Annotated in this window: 17 protein-coding genes and 1 riboswitch; of the genes, 10 read left to right on the plus strand and 7 right to left on the minus strand. The window is 45.5% G+C overall.

What is annotated here, in order from left to right; genetic code table 11:
• Positions 1-6: 6 nt before the first annotated feature.
• From ABH008_RS21945 to qatD, 3 genes are all read left to right on the plus strand, one after another.
• Entirely contained in the window at positions 7-1,161 is a 1,155-nt protein-coding gene (locus ABH008_RS21945; RefSeq protein WP_347987740.1) for a P-loop NTPase fold protein, read from the plus strand.
• Positions 1,162-1,166: 5 nt separating this feature from the next.
• The gene (gene qatB / locus ABH008_RS21950) at positions 1,167-2,018 is read left to right on the plus strand and encodes a Qat anti-phage system associated protein QatB (RefSeq protein WP_347987741.1); all 852 of its coding nucleotides are present in this window, start codon (positions 1,167-1,169) and stop codon (positions 2,016-2,018) included.
• A gap of 1,273 nt (positions 2,019-3,291) precedes the next feature.
• On the plus strand, positions 3,292-4,047 hold the full coding sequence (gene qatD / locus ABH008_RS21955) for a Qat anti-phage system TatD family nuclease QatD (RefSeq protein ID WP_347987742.1): 756 nt from the start codon (positions 3,292-3,294) through the stop codon (positions 4,045-4,047).
• A gap of 751 nt (positions 4,048-4,798) precedes the next feature.
• Here qatD and ABH008_RS21960 read toward each other — a convergent pair.
• The 7 genes from ABH008_RS21960 to ABH008_RS21990 form a co-directional block, all read right to left on the minus strand.
• Positions 4,799-5,509 (minus strand): PepSY-associated TM helix domain-containing protein, encoded by a 711-nt coding sequence (locus ABH008_RS21960; RefSeq protein WP_347987743.1) that lies wholly within the window; start codon positions 5,507-5,509, stop codon positions 4,799-4,801.
• Between the two features lie 36 nt (positions 5,510-5,545).
• A complete protein-coding gene (locus ABH008_RS21965; RefSeq protein ID WP_347987744.1) occupies positions 5,546-7,720 on the minus strand; it encodes a TonB-dependent siderophore receptor in 2,175 nt (724 codons plus the stop codon).
• A 190-nt stretch (positions 7,721-7,910) separates the two neighbouring features.
• The gene (locus ABH008_RS21970) at positions 7,911-8,141 is read right to left on the minus strand and encodes a DUF6686 family protein (protein WP_347987745.1); all 231 of its coding nucleotides are present in this window, start codon (positions 8,139-8,141) and stop codon (positions 7,911-7,913) included.
• A gap of 29 nt (positions 8,142-8,170) precedes the next feature.
• Positions 8,171-8,596 (minus strand): biopolymer transporter ExbD, encoded by a 426-nt coding sequence (locus ABH008_RS21975; protein WP_347987746.1) that lies wholly within the window; start codon positions 8,594-8,596, stop codon positions 8,171-8,173.
• A complete protein-coding gene (locus ABH008_RS21980; RefSeq protein ID WP_347987747.1) occupies positions 8,596-9,339 on the minus strand; it encodes a MotA/TolQ/ExbB proton channel family protein in 744 nt (247 codons plus the stop codon). Before ABH008_RS21980 ends, ABH008_RS21975 begins: the two co-directional genes overlap by 1 nt.
• Positions 9,340-9,343: 4 nt before the next feature.
• The gene (locus ABH008_RS21985) at positions 9,344-10,132 is read right to left on the minus strand and encodes an energy transducer TonB (protein ID WP_347987748.1); all 789 of its coding nucleotides are present in this window, start codon (positions 10,130-10,132) and stop codon (positions 9,344-9,346) included.
• Between the two features lie 77 nt (positions 10,133-10,209).
• Positions 10,210-10,365 (minus strand): hemin uptake protein HemP, encoded by a 156-nt coding sequence (locus ABH008_RS21990; protein ID WP_347990007.1) that lies wholly within the window; start codon positions 10,363-10,365, stop codon positions 10,210-10,212.
• Positions 10,366-10,757: 392 nt separating this feature from the next.
• On the opposite strand from ABH008_RS21990, the gene ABH008_RS21995 reads away from it, so the two are divergent.
• The 7 genes from ABH008_RS21995 (at position 10,758) to ABH008_RS22025 (ending at position 16,414) form a co-directional block, all read left to right on the plus strand.
• On the plus strand, positions 10,758-11,729 hold the full coding sequence (locus ABH008_RS21995) for a hypothetical protein (protein WP_347987749.1): 972 nt from the start codon (positions 10,758-10,760) through the stop codon (positions 11,727-11,729).
• Positions 11,730-11,777: 48 nt separating this feature from the next.
• A riboswitch (cobalamin riboswitch) is annotated at positions 11,778-11,909 on the plus strand.
• 83 nt (positions 11,910-11,992) lie between these two features.
• Positions 11,993-12,169 (plus strand): CbtB domain-containing protein, encoded by a 177-nt coding sequence (locus ABH008_RS22000; protein ID WP_347987750.1) that lies wholly within the window; start codon positions 11,993-11,995, stop codon positions 12,167-12,169.
• Between the two features lie 2 nt (positions 12,170-12,171).
• On the plus strand, positions 12,172-12,825 hold the full coding sequence (locus ABH008_RS22005; RefSeq protein WP_347987751.1) for a CbtA family protein: 654 nt from the start codon (positions 12,172-12,174) through the stop codon (positions 12,823-12,825).
• Positions 12,822-14,123: a cobyrinate a,c-diamide synthase gene (locus ABH008_RS22010; RefSeq protein WP_347987752.1), complete on the plus strand. Its 1,302-nt coding sequence runs from the start codon at positions 12,822-12,824 to the stop codon at positions 14,121-14,123. Before ABH008_RS22005 ends, ABH008_RS22010 begins: the two co-directional genes overlap by 4 nt.
• Positions 14,120-14,932, plus strand: a complete 813-nt coding sequence (cobM, locus tag ABH008_RS22015; protein WP_347987753.1) for a precorrin-4 C(11)-methyltransferase — start codon at positions 14,120-14,122, stop codon at positions 14,930-14,932. The genes ABH008_RS22010 and cobM overlap by 4 nt, the downstream gene beginning before the upstream one ends.
• Positions 14,929-15,756, plus strand: a complete 828-nt coding sequence (locus ABH008_RS22020; protein WP_347987754.1) for a sirohydrochlorin chelatase — start codon at positions 14,929-14,931, stop codon at positions 15,754-15,756. The genes cobM and ABH008_RS22020 overlap by 4 nt, the downstream gene beginning before the upstream one ends.
• Entirely contained in the window at positions 15,746-16,414 is a 669-nt protein-coding gene (locus ABH008_RS22025) for a precorrin-8X methylmutase (RefSeq protein ID WP_347987755.1), read from the plus strand. The genes ABH008_RS22020 and ABH008_RS22025 overlap by 11 nt, the downstream gene beginning before the upstream one ends.
• The last annotated feature ends 3 nt before the right edge of the window (positions 16,415-16,417 follow it).

Consider the following 16,417-nt stretch of genomic DNA (forward strand, 5'->3'; position numbering starts at 1 on the left):
TAACGCTTGAAAACGATTCGCCGGAATTTTCGGCGGTTTGGGCTTACACCCCCGATACGCGGGGCGGTTCGTGCCCATTTCGGAAGTGCAAATTTTAACGACGACCTCGTTACTAGCTATTTTGACAAGCTGATTCAGGTGCCGCTGCGTGTGCCGAGACTTGGTGTCAATGAGGTTAAAGCTTACCTGGTTTTGTTATTTGCGGATTTGGCAGAACGCAGAAATGAGCTGGAACCAGAGGTTCGACAACAGGCTCAGACAAAAATATTGGAAGCGGTGAAGAAATCCTGGTCTGGTGCTTTGACCCGCAAAACCATGTCAGAGGCATTTGGTGACGTAAAGGGCTTTACACAAAGAATTGATTTAGCTGATCAGCTAGCCCCCCTTCTCACAACTGCTGATCATATTGCAGGCAATCCTAGGCTTATCAAGCGATTTATGAATAACCTCATGATTCGGGAAACAGTTGCCAAGGCACAAGGTATGACAATTGCCTTCGAAGAACTGGTCAAACTTCAGTTATTCGAACGATGCGCATCACCTGCGGCCTTCGAGTTCCTAGTTAAGGCTGTTGGAGGAAGTGAAAACGGTAAGCCAACGTTCTTTAAAGAGATTGAAGAGGCTTTGGTCAAAGGAGAACCCGCCAAGGCACCAGACCCAAGCTGGGATGTATCTTTTATTGCGGACTGGCTGAAACTTTCCCCGCCTTTGGCAAACGTTGACCTTCGGCCGCTTCTATATTTGAGCAGAGACCGTGGCATTTCTCTTGCCAGCTTTGACGAGCTTTCTCCGGAAGGACGTGCGCTTCTGGATGCAATAATGGAAGCTAAAAGTTTGATGGAACCCTTGGTTAAGCAGTTGCAGTCTTTAGGGGAATCTGAAGCTGAACGGGTACTAACCCGCTTGATGAGGCGTGTTCGTTCAGACCAGTGGAGCAATGCCTCACTAACAAGATGCCTGCATGTCATCCGAGCATTTCCTCAACTTGGCTCACTTTTTGTTGGACTGCTCAGCGAGATTCCGGCTGCAAAACGACCAGCTCCGTTAATTCCAAATATTAGGGATGAACCTTGGGCTAACGAACTTTTGGTTCATTGGGCGGCGGATACCAATTCGCCACAGCCTATCAAGAATGCTCTAAAAGCACTTCAGGGGAAATAACAACAATGGGTACTTCTACATCCAGTTCCGGTCCTGGTTCAGGTGTCCCATTTGACCCTCCTTGGCTCGACCAACTCGGAGGGGGTGATGCTGAGAATGCACAGGCTCCTGCCGATGATGGCGAGGAGGCGGGTCATAGCAACAATCCACCAACCCCAAACATCGAGCCAGCAGTGGGCATTGCTCCAGCTCGACGCTTTGCAAACGCCCGGCGTGAACTAGGAGCCTTCGCACGATCAGGTAGTCGGGAGGCATTGGGAAAAGCAATCGGTCATTACTCGCGTACAGGTATGGGCGGTGCGCGAAACACAGCGGCTAGACTGCGGACTTCAACACGATCCGCGGCTGGCCTCATCTCGTTACTGCAAACTGCCAGAGATGGTTCTGACCCAAGAATCAATCAGTGGGTATCTTCTCTGATAGCGCGTAACCCCTCTGCCCAAGACGTTATCAATGAAGTCATTCAGCAGGTAACGACCAGTGGTGGAAGCCTTGAGGAAGAGTCATGTAAGGACTCCATGGCTCAGGCGATGTCAGAATTAATGGAAATCCAACCAGACATTGATCTGCTGAATATGACTGATGGAAATATCTGGACCTTGGTCGAATTTTTTCTCTCTCACGAGGCATGTAGCCGTCTCCAACTCGACATTGGGCAGTTATTTGAAAGCTCGAAATTGGCTCCCAGAGAAGTGGTTGCTCGTATCAACGATATGCGCGATTACCTAAAAGCTGAGCTCTCTGCCCAAATGCGTTCGTTGAGGCAGGCAAATGGTAACCCCTCATCTAGGCAGCTCGAATCTATGATGCAACAGGCCCTCCAAAATACTTTTTCCGTATACGAGGGGGCTTTATGACAAGAGTCGTATGCTCACCCGCAAATCTTCTTCCGGATATTATCGTTGAAGGAGTTGATTATTTCTCACTGTATTCGAACCCTGGCCGACCAGATATTGGCACGATAGCCCCTGGTTGGCCTGAGGATCTTTGCCGTATTGGTTTGACGCCTTCCGTTCGCGTTTGGGACTTTGTGTCTCTTTCCTTGGCAGTTGCTGCGGCTGATTTAACTTGCCTAAGATCACGAAGCTCAGACGGCTGGACACGAGTAATCGAACTTGATGTTCATCTGTATGACCCACTTCCATGGCTTACGCAGAAAACTGAATTGGAGTCTGCGTTCCGTTTTTTGACAGGTGATTTCTGGACAATAAACTTTCTTCCCGGAGGTAAAGCTCCTCCTCAGTCAATTGTTCCGCTTACGTACGATGCTGACTGTGTCTAACTATTATCCGGTGGGGTTGATAGTCTTGTTGGTGCAATTGATCTCACGGCCAATGGTCGGCTCCCTTTATTTGTTTCACAAGTTGCTAGAGGGGATAAAAAAACTCAATCGAGATACGCACGGGAGTTGGGAGCGGAGAAACGCCACTTTCAGTGGAATCATCGTATCAAACTCACTCACGCATCCGAGCGTTCGACTCGGGGACGTTCAATAGTTTTTTTTGCATTCGCAGTCTTGGCTAGCAGTGCAATTCCTATTATTAACGATAATCCAGTAGAGATCTTTGTACCCGAGAATGGCTTCATCAGCCTAAACGTACCGCTTAGCCCAGGTAGATTGGGCAGCTTCAGCACCAAGACCACACATCCAGTTTTTCTTGCCCGATTACAGGCTATATGGGATGCAGTAGATATTTCTGTCATCCTACGCTCTCCTTACCAATTTGTAACTAAAGGGGAATTGTTAGCCAATTGTTCTGACCGGTCTGTTTTGCAACGGCTCGTTAGCGATTCGACGAGTTGCGGACGATTCGGGTATTACAATCAGACTCACTGCGGTCGATGCGTCCCTTGCTTGGTAAGGAGAGCATCTTTCATCCGAGCAGGGTTACCTGATTCGACGCCTAGATATTGCTTTGATAACTTGCGAGTTAATGGCAGAGAAACTGGAGCCAATGACATAGGAGCGGTTGCGATAGCATACATTCGTTCTCAGTCAATGGGCGTGCAGCACCTCTTTGGCGGAGCTTTAAGCTTTGCTGATATGGCAACTAGGCCACAGTATGAAGCTGTAATCCAACGCGGATTGGCTGAACTTGGGGTCCTCTTGCGACAACATAGAATTATTTGATGGACTTGCATTGTCACCTCGACCTATATCCTGATGCGTTAAAGCTACTGCCTGAGGTGAGTAGGCGCAATAAATTTACGTTGGTCGTCACAACAAGCCCTCGGGCATGGATTGGAACCTCTCGAGTATTTGCGGGCTACGAAAATATCGAAGTAGCTTTAGGGCTTCATCCGGAGATTGTAGAGCGTAAGACTGCAGAACGAGAGCTGTTATTTTCTTCCGTTGCGCAAGCACGATTTGTTGGTGAAATTGGGTTAGATGGCTCACCTCGATTCAAGTCTTCCTTGCCCATTCAGGAAGACATTTTCAAAGGGGTTGTTGCTGAATGCGAGCGCCAGGGGGGGCGCGTGATGAGTCTGCATTCGCGTGGTGCAGCATCGCGTGTACTAGATATTCTCGAAAAGCATCCATCTGCGGGTTGGCCAATTCTTCACTGGTTTTCTGGTACCCCCCGAGAGTTACAGCGTGCCATTAGCATGGGCTGTTGGTTCAGCGTTGGACCCTCGATGCTCGCTGGTGCCAAAGGACGAGAACTATTGAGCAAGATGCCTTTTGATAGAGTCTTACCAGAGACTGATGGACCATTTGCGACAACGGAAGGCGTCCCCCTTATGCCGTGGAACGCGCTAGATATTGTTCCTGTCCTCGCCAGACTATTTATGATGAGCAATCAAGAGATTTCTTCACAACTCAAACTGAACTTGAAGCAGCTCCTTACAAAATCTTCAGAAGCTTTAAGCAACGAAACAAGCTAATCGACTAAATTCAATTCTATAAGGAAATATTGCTGTGTTTTCAAAGTTGCTAGCACTCATTTTTCGTGGTGGGTAATATAAAGAAGCCCTTTGATTTATAAAAGCTTTTTTTGGTTGCCTGGTGGGAAAGTATCGAATTAAACTATTGATTTTTAAATATGTTTAATCGGATTGTGATTCCGGTTGTCGTGGGTTCGAGCCCCATCGTTCACCCCACCAAAATCAATTAGGTAGCAGTCTTTTTATGATGCCAATTAGCATATATAAACGAAGTACTGGCAAACGTTCAATCATTAGACATTAGACAGCGTTAAGTTTGACTTCATAAACGACCAATATTTCTGCTATTACATTGCTGGAACCTTTAGTCAACCAAGCACCTTTTTAGAATATTGACAACAACTTTGACGATAGCACTCCCTTCAACAAAGATAGGGTGAGTTTTTTTTATCTCCGAGCATGCCTGATTAGAATACCTTTGGCAAATTCAAAAACATCAGAGTAAGTCTACTCTTTTGACAATCGCATACAGCAAAAATATGCAATTTCCATCTCTGATCTGACCTATAAATAATGCGGAAATCTCAAGCATAAGTCAGTAAACTCAATCTTCAGCGCGTGTTAGTTCGTTTTAATTGATAGCTTTTCACACGGAAGAGTTGGCGGTAATTCCACCCTTTGCCAGCATGTATTATCAACACGGTTACAAGTAGCTTTTACTTGGCAACAAAGTGAATTTGGCCAATAAGGTCTAAGCCATAATTGACTGCATGACAAAAAATATTGCCAGACTCATTGAGCCAAGAGCCAAACTTACCCCAATCAGACGATTGCCATGCAATCGTGTCCACAACAATGTGCCAGTCACACTCAACAGTAACAGAGCGCCTGCAAAACTGTCGACGAGTAACACCCAGCCAATACTCATGCCAACACCTTTATGCAAATTGTTCAATGTAGTGAGAAAATTGGCGTTACCCTGTTTCACACTGATGAAGGCGTTACCTTCCCAGTATTCGGCAGAGAGCATCCGCTGTGGGTTACGCACAATGATCTGCCAGTTTCCTGGCTGCTGAATTGATTGATTGTTCCAGATTACGGTTTTTGGCGGTTCACTGCGAATTTTGGCCTGAAAAGTGTTAATCCCCAAGGACTCGCCCAACCAAGCAGCCATCGCTTTTGGATCGACTGGGCGCGGATCAGGCAGGGCCAGCAGGATTTCCTGCTGCTCCATTCTACCAATCGGAATTTTCAAAATATCGCGATGATTCAACAAAATACCTGTAATGCCAAACAATAAACCCATCGCCGCCGCCCAAAGCCCGAACCAGGCATGGGTGCGGCGTAGCCATTTTAGAAATTCGCTGCGCGTTATTCGCTTCGGTAAAAACAGATAACCACCAACAGTTTTCTTGTGTGGACGACTGGGCAGTATTTGCAAATGTTTGGTAGAGGTATTCATGAATAGCTTATGGGTTACTGAATAGTCGAAAATGGATTAAAACTTCATGCTCACACCCGCATTGACCGCAATCGGCGACCCTGGCGTGATATTGGTGTTATTGTCCGCATTGATGTAATACTTTTTGTCTAAAATATTTTCGATATTTACTTGCAGTTGGAGGTTTTTAGTCGCTTTGTAATAAACAGCTGCATCAAACCTAATAAAACCGGGCAAAACAACCTTATTGTCGGTGGCTGCAAACATTTTACTGCGGTATATCGATCCCAGCCCCACACCCCATTGTTCAGTAACGTCATAACGGTTCCACAACGAAAATGTATGCTCTGGAACCTGCGCCAAAGTGGCACCCGCCAATGCAGTTTTGGAAATACTTTTAGTGATTTCACCATTTTGATAGGCATAACCCCCCATAACCTTCCAGGCATCGGTAATATTACCGCTTAAACCCAGCTCTACCCCCCTCGTGCGCTGACCGTCTACCAAATACGATATTGCTGAATTATTAGGATCGGTAGCGAGAGCATTGAGGCGGTCAAGCTGGTATAGGGCCAGTGTCGCCGACAGATCGGGGTGAATATCCCATTTTGTTCCTATCTCGTAATTTCTGTATTCCTCAGGTTTCAGCGCGGCATTTGTCAGGGTAAGTGATGATAACTGGTCTCCCGCTCGCGGAACATAGGCAATACTGTAGTTGGTATACAGCGAAAAGTCGTCGCCGAATGGCTTATAGATCAACCCGCCACGAGGTGACAGCAGATTATCGTTGGTACCCAAGCGTAGACCATTGCGATTATTGGTAAAATCAACTTCGAAGCGGTCGTAACGTAAGCCCATGATGGCTTGCCAATGTTTATTCAATTCGATTTGATCCTGCATATAACCGGCCACAATAGTTGTTATGCCATGGTTATTTGCATCCGTTGCGCTTTGTCTGAAAGTAACAGCACCACTATATTCTGGGTTTGCCAACGGCACATTAACCGAAGTCGCGTTAGCACCAACGGAAGTAAAATAACCCGTATTACGAAAGTTATTGTTTTCCTGACGACCGAATTCCATACCCGTTAGAACTTTGTGTTTGAAAATCCCAGTATCCATTAAGAATGTCAAATCAGTTTGGTTAAAAAAGTTCTCCCGTTGATTGGCATTGTTATAGGCGCTAATTGCTACTTGGGTGCCTGCGGCATTCACCGCACTGGGATAGATATTCTGATAAAACTTATCATAGCTCGCATAGCGAGTGCGGTTACGTACGGTTATGTCATTGCCGAAATCGTGATCAACCAAAACATTAAAAGCATCGACCCTTGCGCTGGTCCGGCTGCGATTGGGGTCCCCAAAAAATGTGGAGGCATCGGTGTTGACTGGACGCCCCTGAAAAGAGGAAATGCCGCGATCAGCCGTTCTGTCATCCTCGAAATGCTCGTAACCCAGCGTGATTTTTGTTTGGTTACTGGCAAGCCAGGATAGCGTGGGATTAATCCCCCAGCGCCCGGCATCAAAACCGTCACGATAGCTGCGTGAATTTTCCCACATGCTAGTCATTCGCACCGCTACACTATCGTTAATTGCATGATCGAAATCGCCAGTCAATCTGTATTTATCAAAGGAACCAAACTGCACATTCACTTCGTGCGTGTTGCTCCAATCCGCCATTTTGGTAGCACGGTTAATCAAACCACCGGAACCGCCACGACCGAAAATCATGGCATTAGGGCCTTTCAAAACGTCGACTCTTTCAATGTTGTATAGATCGCGAAAATACTGCACGTCATCACGGATGCCATCGACATACATATCCGCATTGGAACTGCTGCCACGAAAAATCGGGTTATCCCGATTACCTTCTCCTTGAGCGATTCCGACGCCCGGTACATAGCGAACGATGTCGGCTATGCTCTGCATATTTTGATCATTGATCAAATCTTGGGTTATAACAGTCAAGGATTGTGGCAGATCTATCAACGCAGTGTCGGTTTTTACTGCCGTTGTATTGGTTTTAGCTTGGTAGCCCTTTACGCTATTAGCTTTTTTATCACGAGCGGCTTTAACTTTGACGTCTTTGAGAACAGCTTCCTCGATTATTGTGTCCTCGATCACTGGGTCGGCGGCAAAAGCGGCCCCGCTTAACGCGGCACTCAATGGTATTAGTACACTCAACCGCCATTTAGCAATGACGGTATTGGATTTTGATTGATGGCTAGACATAGTATTCCCCTTGCGGTTTTGCAAAATAAATGGCTGCCTGGCTGGGAATGCTGGGTGGCTGACGATTTGTTCGGTGTATGCAGTATGCTATTGGTTAGCAGCTATCTACTTTTAGCTAAGTTTAAGTTTTTGCCTTGATTAAGTATAAAAATCGCTAACAATCATTGTGAGGTTACCGGGATGGGCTTGCTTAATGCATTAAGGTAAACGCTTTTCGCTGGTGTGGCGATGAATGGGTTCCAGCCATCATTATTTTTGAGGCCACTTTTAACATGGATGCAAAGGCGGCGAATTGTTCAACATCGAAATGCATGGACACGTTTTGCAGATGTAAATGCACAACACCACAGTCACGACACATCAATACCTTACCCACTTTACTGACCGCCAAACATTCATGAGTACAGGGTTGTTTATTCATAATCGGTTTCTCCAGGTTAATGACAAATATCAGTTTTTTTCAGGTTCCGACACGAAACCGATACGGCTGACGCCAACATTGGCTAGATCGGCCAGTGTTTCCGCGATAAAGTGATAAGCCACGTTTCGGTCTGCACAAATATGCACTTCCGGCCCATCGGCTTGTTTATCAAGCGATTGCAGGCGTTGTTGCAATTGCTCCCGATTCATTGATTCTTTATTCCAAAATAATTGTCCATTACTATCAATAGCCAATTCGATAGGTTTAACTGACGTAGATTGCTGTGCTTGACTAGTAGCTTTGGGTAAATCGATTTTCACTGCGTGCGTCATCATCGGTGCAGTTATCATGAAGATCACCAGCAATACCAACATGACATCGATGAGCGGAATCATGTTAATTTCGGCAAGAGTATGACCGCCAGTTTTGTTCTGTTCGAAACTTCCAAATGCCATTAGTTTTCTCCTACCACAGCCCAGCTAGATTGTTTGCACAATATAGAATTATTGGCAACCGAATTGATTGCCGAACCGATAGTCAGAAAGGCAAACAAGTCATGAGCAAATGCATCCAGTTGTGCCAACAACATCCGATTAGATCTTACACAATCGTTGTAAGCCAACAGTGCCGGTATCGCAACCGCTAAACCTAGACCAGTCATGATCAAGGCCTCACCAACTGGGCCGGCGATTTGCTCCAGGGTTCCTTGTCCGTTTTGGCCTATGCCGAGTAAGGCGTGATAAACACCCCATACTGTACCGAACAAACCAACGAAGGGCGCAGTGCTGGCAATCGATGCCAGAATAGTTAAACCCCACTCCAGTTTTACGGTTTCTTCATCAATGATTCGACGCATTGCGCGTATCAAGAACTCACCTGCGGAACCCGCTTCCTGTAAACGTTGAACACCATGAGCGGCATGCTGTCGAGTGGCATTGATAGCGTGGAGGGTTAGATTCGCAAACGGCTCCTGATCGTGCTGTTGATTCAAGTTTTGCGCTACCTCATCCAGTGAAGCAGCATCCCAAAATTCAATCAAAAACTGCCGGGTTCGACGGCGTGTACACAAACCTTGCCAAGCTTTGATTAGAATAAAATACCAACTGCTAATCGACATGACGATCAACAACGAAAATAGGACTTGCCCGACACCATCGCTTTGTGACAAAAAATGACTGAGATTTTCGTTAAACGACATAGTTTTATCCTTCTAGACTAAATGAAATAGGTACTAACACCCAAGCGGCGACGGCCTGATCTGCGTGTTTCGCTGGCACGAAGCGCCACTGTTTGACAGTTTCAAGGGCGACGTTGTCCAATCGATCATGCCCACTGGTTTTACGTAATATGATTTGCGCAACGCTACCATCCGCATTGATTAATGCACGCAATAACACCTTGCCTTGTTCGCCAAGTCGGCGCGATTGCGTTGGATAAATCGGTGCAGGGTTATCGAGGTAATCGGCGTTAAGATTCGGCAACGTTATGCTGGTTGGAGCGTTATCAGTGTGGATTGAATTGGAGTCAGCTCTGGTCGCTATAGCCTGATCAACTTCGGATGCATCCAAAGATAATGGGGCTGGTAGCTCACTAATGGGCACGGGCATCAACGATTCCTGCTCATTGTTAGTCGCGATAATCGACTTAGGCTTACTGACTGGCAGCGTAGCTTTAGATTTGTTTTTAATCGGTTCAACGTTGGGTTTTATTGACGTTGGTTGTGCTTGAATCGCAGGCGATGATGATGCAATGTTCGGCGCACTGACCCAGTTAACCATAATAGCTGTTGATGGCATGTCTATTTGCTTGGGTTTAGCATCATCCATCAATCCAAGCAAAACCAAATGCAGAACAGCAGCCATGATCAAGCCTAAGTAGTTTAAAGCGTTTTTTAGCCGGAAACTGAAGCGAGCATGGCTAAAAGCTGACGATTGCCGATTTGGCGCATTAGCCACTGCTAAAAATTGCAGTAAACAGAGTTGTGGAATCATAGTGCCTCGCGCTTTGCTGGTTTAAAACAATTGGCTGGCTACCGATGGGGGGCTGGCTGAGTACTGTAAAAAATGTTTTATTTGGTTAAAATCAGTTTTCCGTTACTGGTAATGCGCAGGCGATAGTTTTCGCCATTGTGTTCAATAATGACTTCGGTTTGTGTCGCGAACAATTGCTGGCTACTAATTCTGTAGCGGCTAGCGTTTTGATCGCAATGTTCTGGGCTAGTTATGCCTTGAACAGTGTGTTTATTGAACGTATGTGTCATATGTTAAATTGATATCAATAATATTGCAGTTGCTGTCATTGATTACTTTGCTGTTCCAAGAGCAATCTGCTGACTTTTTGCCAATAGCGCTGAAGCTGCAGATACATCAAAGCAATCACCGCATGCAAATGATAATTATTATCATTTATAAAGTCAAGAATAAATTCACTCCCATGTCTCTTTAAATTTATCATTGATAAATTTCATGTCCACACAAGATCAAACTCAAAGTGCCTGCTGAGAAATATTAAAATAGGCGTGGATTAAGAAGACTAAATGGAGTTTTATTACCACTCTATTAAAATAACATTTATCATTGGCATTCAACAAAAGCCAATCACTGATAGCCCCCATTCATGGAAAACCTATTATTTATAGATAATAATGATCATCGCCGACGTATTATTAGGGATTACAACTCAATAAAATCAGAAACCCGCTCTAGTTTCATCAATGGTACAGGAATGGCTTTTGGGCATCATGGAGAGCTCATTCAAGGTGCCGTCAAAGATAAGCTAAAAGGAAACAGACGCTTCCTTGTTACATTACCTTGGAGAAAGGTCCATTCCCATGTCAATTTTGTTCCAATTAAAAATTGCGGTCTATTTGTTAATCCTAATTGGAAAACAAAGTCACATAAGGCTGCTAGGCTTACATTAAATTATTTAGGTATCTATGGTTATGGCGGCTATCTAACTATTCATGCAAAAGCACTCCCAGAACAGGGTTTTGGCTCATCTACCAGTGATGTGGTTGCTACAATAAGATCGGTAGCCGACGCCTGTAATCAAACTTTAACACCCTATGAAATTTGTTCTATTGCAATAGAATCGGAATTCGCCTGTGATCCAATCATGTTTGAAGATGAACCAGTGGTATTTTGTCAACGAGAGGGGGTGATAATGGAGCATCTATTAAAAAAATTACCACCGACTTTCGTTGTCGGTTTTAATACTTCAGACTCTGGAAAAGGCGTATCCACTCTAAATCATCCTTTACCTGACTATAATCATCAAGAAATGATCACTTTTCGGCATTTGCTTGAGCAGCTAAAAATTGCTATTAACGATCAATCCGTTCAACTGCTTGGCGAAGTGGCGACAAAAAGCGCTCACATCAACCAACAGTTTTTACCGAAACCCAATTTTGAAGCATTATTGAATATTCTTAATGAAACTGGGGCTTGTGGCCTTCAAATTGCTCATAGTGGAAACATTGCCGGTTTCTTGCTTGACCCTAATGATAGCTATCTAATAAAACGCTATTTAAATATGCGTAATGAATTGGCTAACGTTGGAATCAAGAATATTTGGCATTTCATTACTTAAAATAGCCTTATTCGGTTTAATTGACCTTATCTACTAACCAGATATATAATCCAATCCAAGTTAGAAGGTTCCCGCGTAGTGCGGGTGAAACTGGAAGTCGGTTCAAAGCCGACGCTGCCCCCGCAACGGTAAGTGATTTTGTCACAAGTCCGGAGACAGGCCTCTAGCTATAACAGCAGTATCGCGGAGGGTGATCTGTCAAACGTTAGCTTTAGGCTGGTCGTTCTGCGCTGTTATTAATTAACCAGACTCGGGAAACGACCATGAAAACACTTTCTGCATCCGCTGTAATTTCTTCCTCTAAATTTTTGCCCGGTTTAAGCGCCATCCTTTTGGGTTTAACCCTTATTTTAGGTGTTGGCTTTATGCAAGACGCCAATAACTATTTGCATAACGCAGCTCACGATAGTAGACATAGCGCCGCTTTTCCTTGCCATTAATTGTGGCTGATTTCCGCAAGCTGGTAGCTGCATCGCTACTCATCGGTCTGTTAGCTGGCCTTTTCTTAAGCCTGTTGCAGCATTATCAGATCCAACCCTTAATTCTGGCAGCAGAACGCTTTGAAACGCCAATAACTGATCACGCTCATGACTGGCAACCCGAAGACGGAGCACAACGAATTGGCTTCACCATTCTTTTTAACTGCCTGACTGGTTTTGGTTTTGCATTATTGATCAGTAGTGCCATGTATTGGAAAAATGACTATAGATACTCACAAGCAGTACTGTGGACAATAGCCGGTTATCTGGTGTTTTTCGGAGCTCCAGCACTAGGTTTGCCACCCGAACTGCCAGGAACGGACAGCGCAGAATTGCAGAGTAGGCAAGCTTGGTGGCTATTTACCTCAATTGCCACTTCTATTGGATTGTATGGTCTTTTTTTCGGTAAAAATCTTTGGCTACAACTGGCTAGTGTTACCTTGATGGCTGCTCCACATCTGGTTGGAGCGCCACACCCAGATATCATGCAATCATCGGCACCCGAGGCTTTACAACAACGTTTTGTCTGGATGTCTGTGATCACTAATGGTTTGTTTTGGTTGGCTTTAGGTGTGTTTTCAGGCTGGTATTTGCCAAAAGTAAACTTTAAATCATGATGGTTTCCTCTCAGACTCGGCACTGCCCAGCAATACTGATCAGCGCACCTGCATCAGGACAAGGCAAAACAACTGTTACGGCTGCCATGGCCTATTATCATAGGCTGCAAAACCTCAAGGTACGCGTATTCAAGACTGGCCCCGACTTTATCGATCCGCAGATTTTAGCGTATGCCTCAGCGCAGCCTGTGTATCAGTTAGATTTATGGATGATGGGTGTAAAGCATTGCCAAGAGTTATTGTTTCGTGCAGCGGCTGAAGCAGATGTCATATTGATTGAAGGGGTAATGGGGCTATTCGATGGCGAGAGCAGCAGTGCCGATTTAGCTCAAATAATGGGGATACCAATAGCCGCCGTTATTGATGCCCAAGGCATGGCGCAAACATTTTCTGCTATTGCGTTTGGCTTGGCAAACTACCGTTCTCAACTAGCATTTGCGGGTGTAATTGCCAATAAAGTGGGTAGTATAGGACATGCAAAATTGTTAGAGGAATCTCTGCCGAAATCCATGCCATTGCTTGCAGCAATGATGAAAGACGCAGCGGTGGCATTACCCTCGCGGCATTTGGGATTACTTCAGGCTTCTGAAATTAGTGACTTGGATGAACGGTTGAATCACGCAGCCGAATTATTGACCAGTGCAGCACCCTGCAAATTACCCGAATCCGTTGCTTTTGAGTACATTGAATCAAAACGCTTGCCACAGCTACTGATAGGCAAAAAAATTGCTGTTGCCCATGATGCTGCGTTTTCATTCATCTATCAAGCTAACCTCGATTGCTTAGAGGCAATGGGGGCCGAACTGCAATTTTTTTCACCATTGCTTGATCAAGCATTACCCACCGCTGACAGTATTTACTTACCAGGTGGCTACCCAGAATTGTATTTGCAGACTTTAGCCGAAAATAAGGCAATGCAAGACGCTTTGCGTCTGCATCATCAGGCAGGCAAACCGATTTACGCCGAATGCGGCGGCTTTCTTTATTTACTGGAAAGCTTAACCGATTGTGATGGAAATAAAGCCTCTATGGTGGGCTTATTGCCCGGCAGCGCTAGAATGCAATCCAAACTCGTTAATCTTGGTATGCATAGCTTACAGCTGGATAAAGGTGAAATTCGTGGGCATAGCTTCCACCATTCTCTATTGGAAATAGCCATACAACCATTTGCTGTATCGGTTCCACAGCGCAACCGTAATTGTAGCGAAGATTTTTTCCAACTGGGGCGTTTACAAGCCACTTACCTGCACCTCTATTTCCCATTCAATGCGCAGCTGGCCGCAGGATTTTTTCTATGATTAATCAACTTCCTGCAAGGGTTTGGTTTGTGGGTGCAGGGCCTGGTGATGTCGATTTAATCACGGTCAAGGGCAGAGATTTGATTGCTCGTGCAGATGCAATTTTGTTTGCTGGCTCACTTGTTCAATCTGCAGCAACACAATGGGCACCTGCCCATTGCCTGATTAAAGATTCAAAAGAGATGAGGCTGGAACAAATTACCGACTGGCTCATTGAACAAGCCCAACCTGGAAAAGTAGTCATTCGTTTACAGACTGGCGACCCAGGGCTTTACGGGGCATTGATTGAAATGGTGCAGCCTTTGGACAAAGCCAACATTAGCGTAGAGGTAGTTCCTGGCGTATCGTCTGCATTTGCGGCTATGGCTTGTGCCGTTGAGAGCCTGACTTTACCGGAAGTGACCCAGACAGTGATATTAACTCGCGTTGAAGGTCGTACGCCGATGCCTGAAGGCGAGTCCTTGCAAGAACTGGCCAGCCATCATACAACGCTTTGTTTGTTTTTATCGATCACTCTTTTGTCTAGCATCGAACATGAGCTAAAAGCTGCCGGTTGGGCTGAAGATGCAACGGTACTTGTGGTACACAAAGCCAGTTGGCCAGACGAACAGCAGATTATTCGCGGCACTCTCGCCAATATTCGCGACAAATGCCGTGAGGCCAAAATCAACAGCCAAGCCATGATAATTATAAGTCCAACACTAGGCGCTCGCCACTGGCCCGATTTAAAAAAATCAAAACTCTACGACGCCGGTTTCACGCATCGATTTCGCCGTGCGGAGCGCATATCTAACAAGGAACAATCATGACAACCACTATTCTTCTCGTAGGTCACGGCTCACGAAACCAAACCGGTAATGATGAAATAAAGGCATTTAAACAACAATGGCAACAACAACATCCAGACTGGCGCATTGAATTGTGTTACATCGAACTGGCCGATGTTTTACTGCCTGAAGGCTTGCAACATGCAGCGCAAGGTGCTGACAGAGTTATTGTTATACCGCTGATTTTAAGTGCCGCAGGTCATGTGAAAGCGGAAATTCCTGAACACATCGCCGAAGTTCGAGAACGTTTTCCACAAGTCGAGTTTGTCTATGCCCCCCACATTGGTGCAAATTCAGAGATACTAAAGGTTCTAAAAAACAGTTTAAAAAGCGTGATGCAGAAACTGGCAATGCCGGATCCCAAAAATACCGGGGTAATCATTTTAGGTCGAGGTTCTTCGGATCGGGTAGCAAACGGCGAACTGGCAAAACTGGCACGTTGGCTTTACGAGGATACAGAACACGAACTGATCGATATCGCTTTTACCGGCATTACCCATCCACGCTTAGAAACTGCTATACAACGTCAAGTGAACCTAGGTATGACCCAAATTGCCATTTTGCCTTACTACCTATTTACCGGCTTGTTGATTGAGCGCATTACTTTGCAAGTAACTCGCCTGCAAACCCAATATCCGCAAATAGCCATTGCTAGCGGTAGTTATTTCGGTTTTGATAAGGCCGTTTTTAAATTGCTTGATCAACGCGTATTTGAAACAGATGATCCTGTCGCACCTAAAATGTTGGAATGTGATGGTTGCCAATACCGTGAATTAGCCATACAGCATGTACATCATGACCACTAATAGTAAAACCGAACAATTAACACAGGCGGGACAGCAGATCGAACACGACTCTTTTGCTATCGTCGATAGTGAAGTCGGTAGCCATACTTACCAACAAGATCAGTGGCAAATCGTGAGGCGTATGATACATGCCACAGCCGATTTCGAATTTAACGGTCTGACGGAATTCTCAGATAACGCAGTGGAAGTCGGTGTACGCGCAATTTTGGCTGGTGCGCCTATCGTCGCTGATGTGGAAATGATCTGCGTGGGTTTATCGCAGCCGCGTTTGGCTCATTTTGGCATTAAGCCACATCAATTTATCTCGGATAGCGATGTTATAGAAGCGGCACGCAAAGTAAATAGTACACGAGCCGTGCAAGCAATGTGCAAAGCGAATCAGCAAGGCTTGCTTGATGGCGGCATTGTAGCTGTGGGCAACGCCCCAACCGCACTATTGGAAGTGTTGCGTATGATTAGAGAAGAAAATCTAAAACCAGCTTTGATCGTCGGTATGCCAGTCGGTTTCGTCTCAGCAGCCGAATCTAAAGACTTGCTCAGCACCTTGAAAAATACCCCCTGGATAATTACTCGCGGCCGCAAAGGTGGCTCGACTCTGGTAGTTGCTGCACTTCATGCTCTACTTAGCCTGGCGGAAAGTCAGCAAAAATCTGGCTAATTT

The organism is Methylomonas sp. AM2-LC (assembly GCF_039904985.1).
GTDB lineage: Bacteria > Pseudomonadota > Gammaproteobacteria > Methylococcales > Methylomonadaceae > Methylomonas.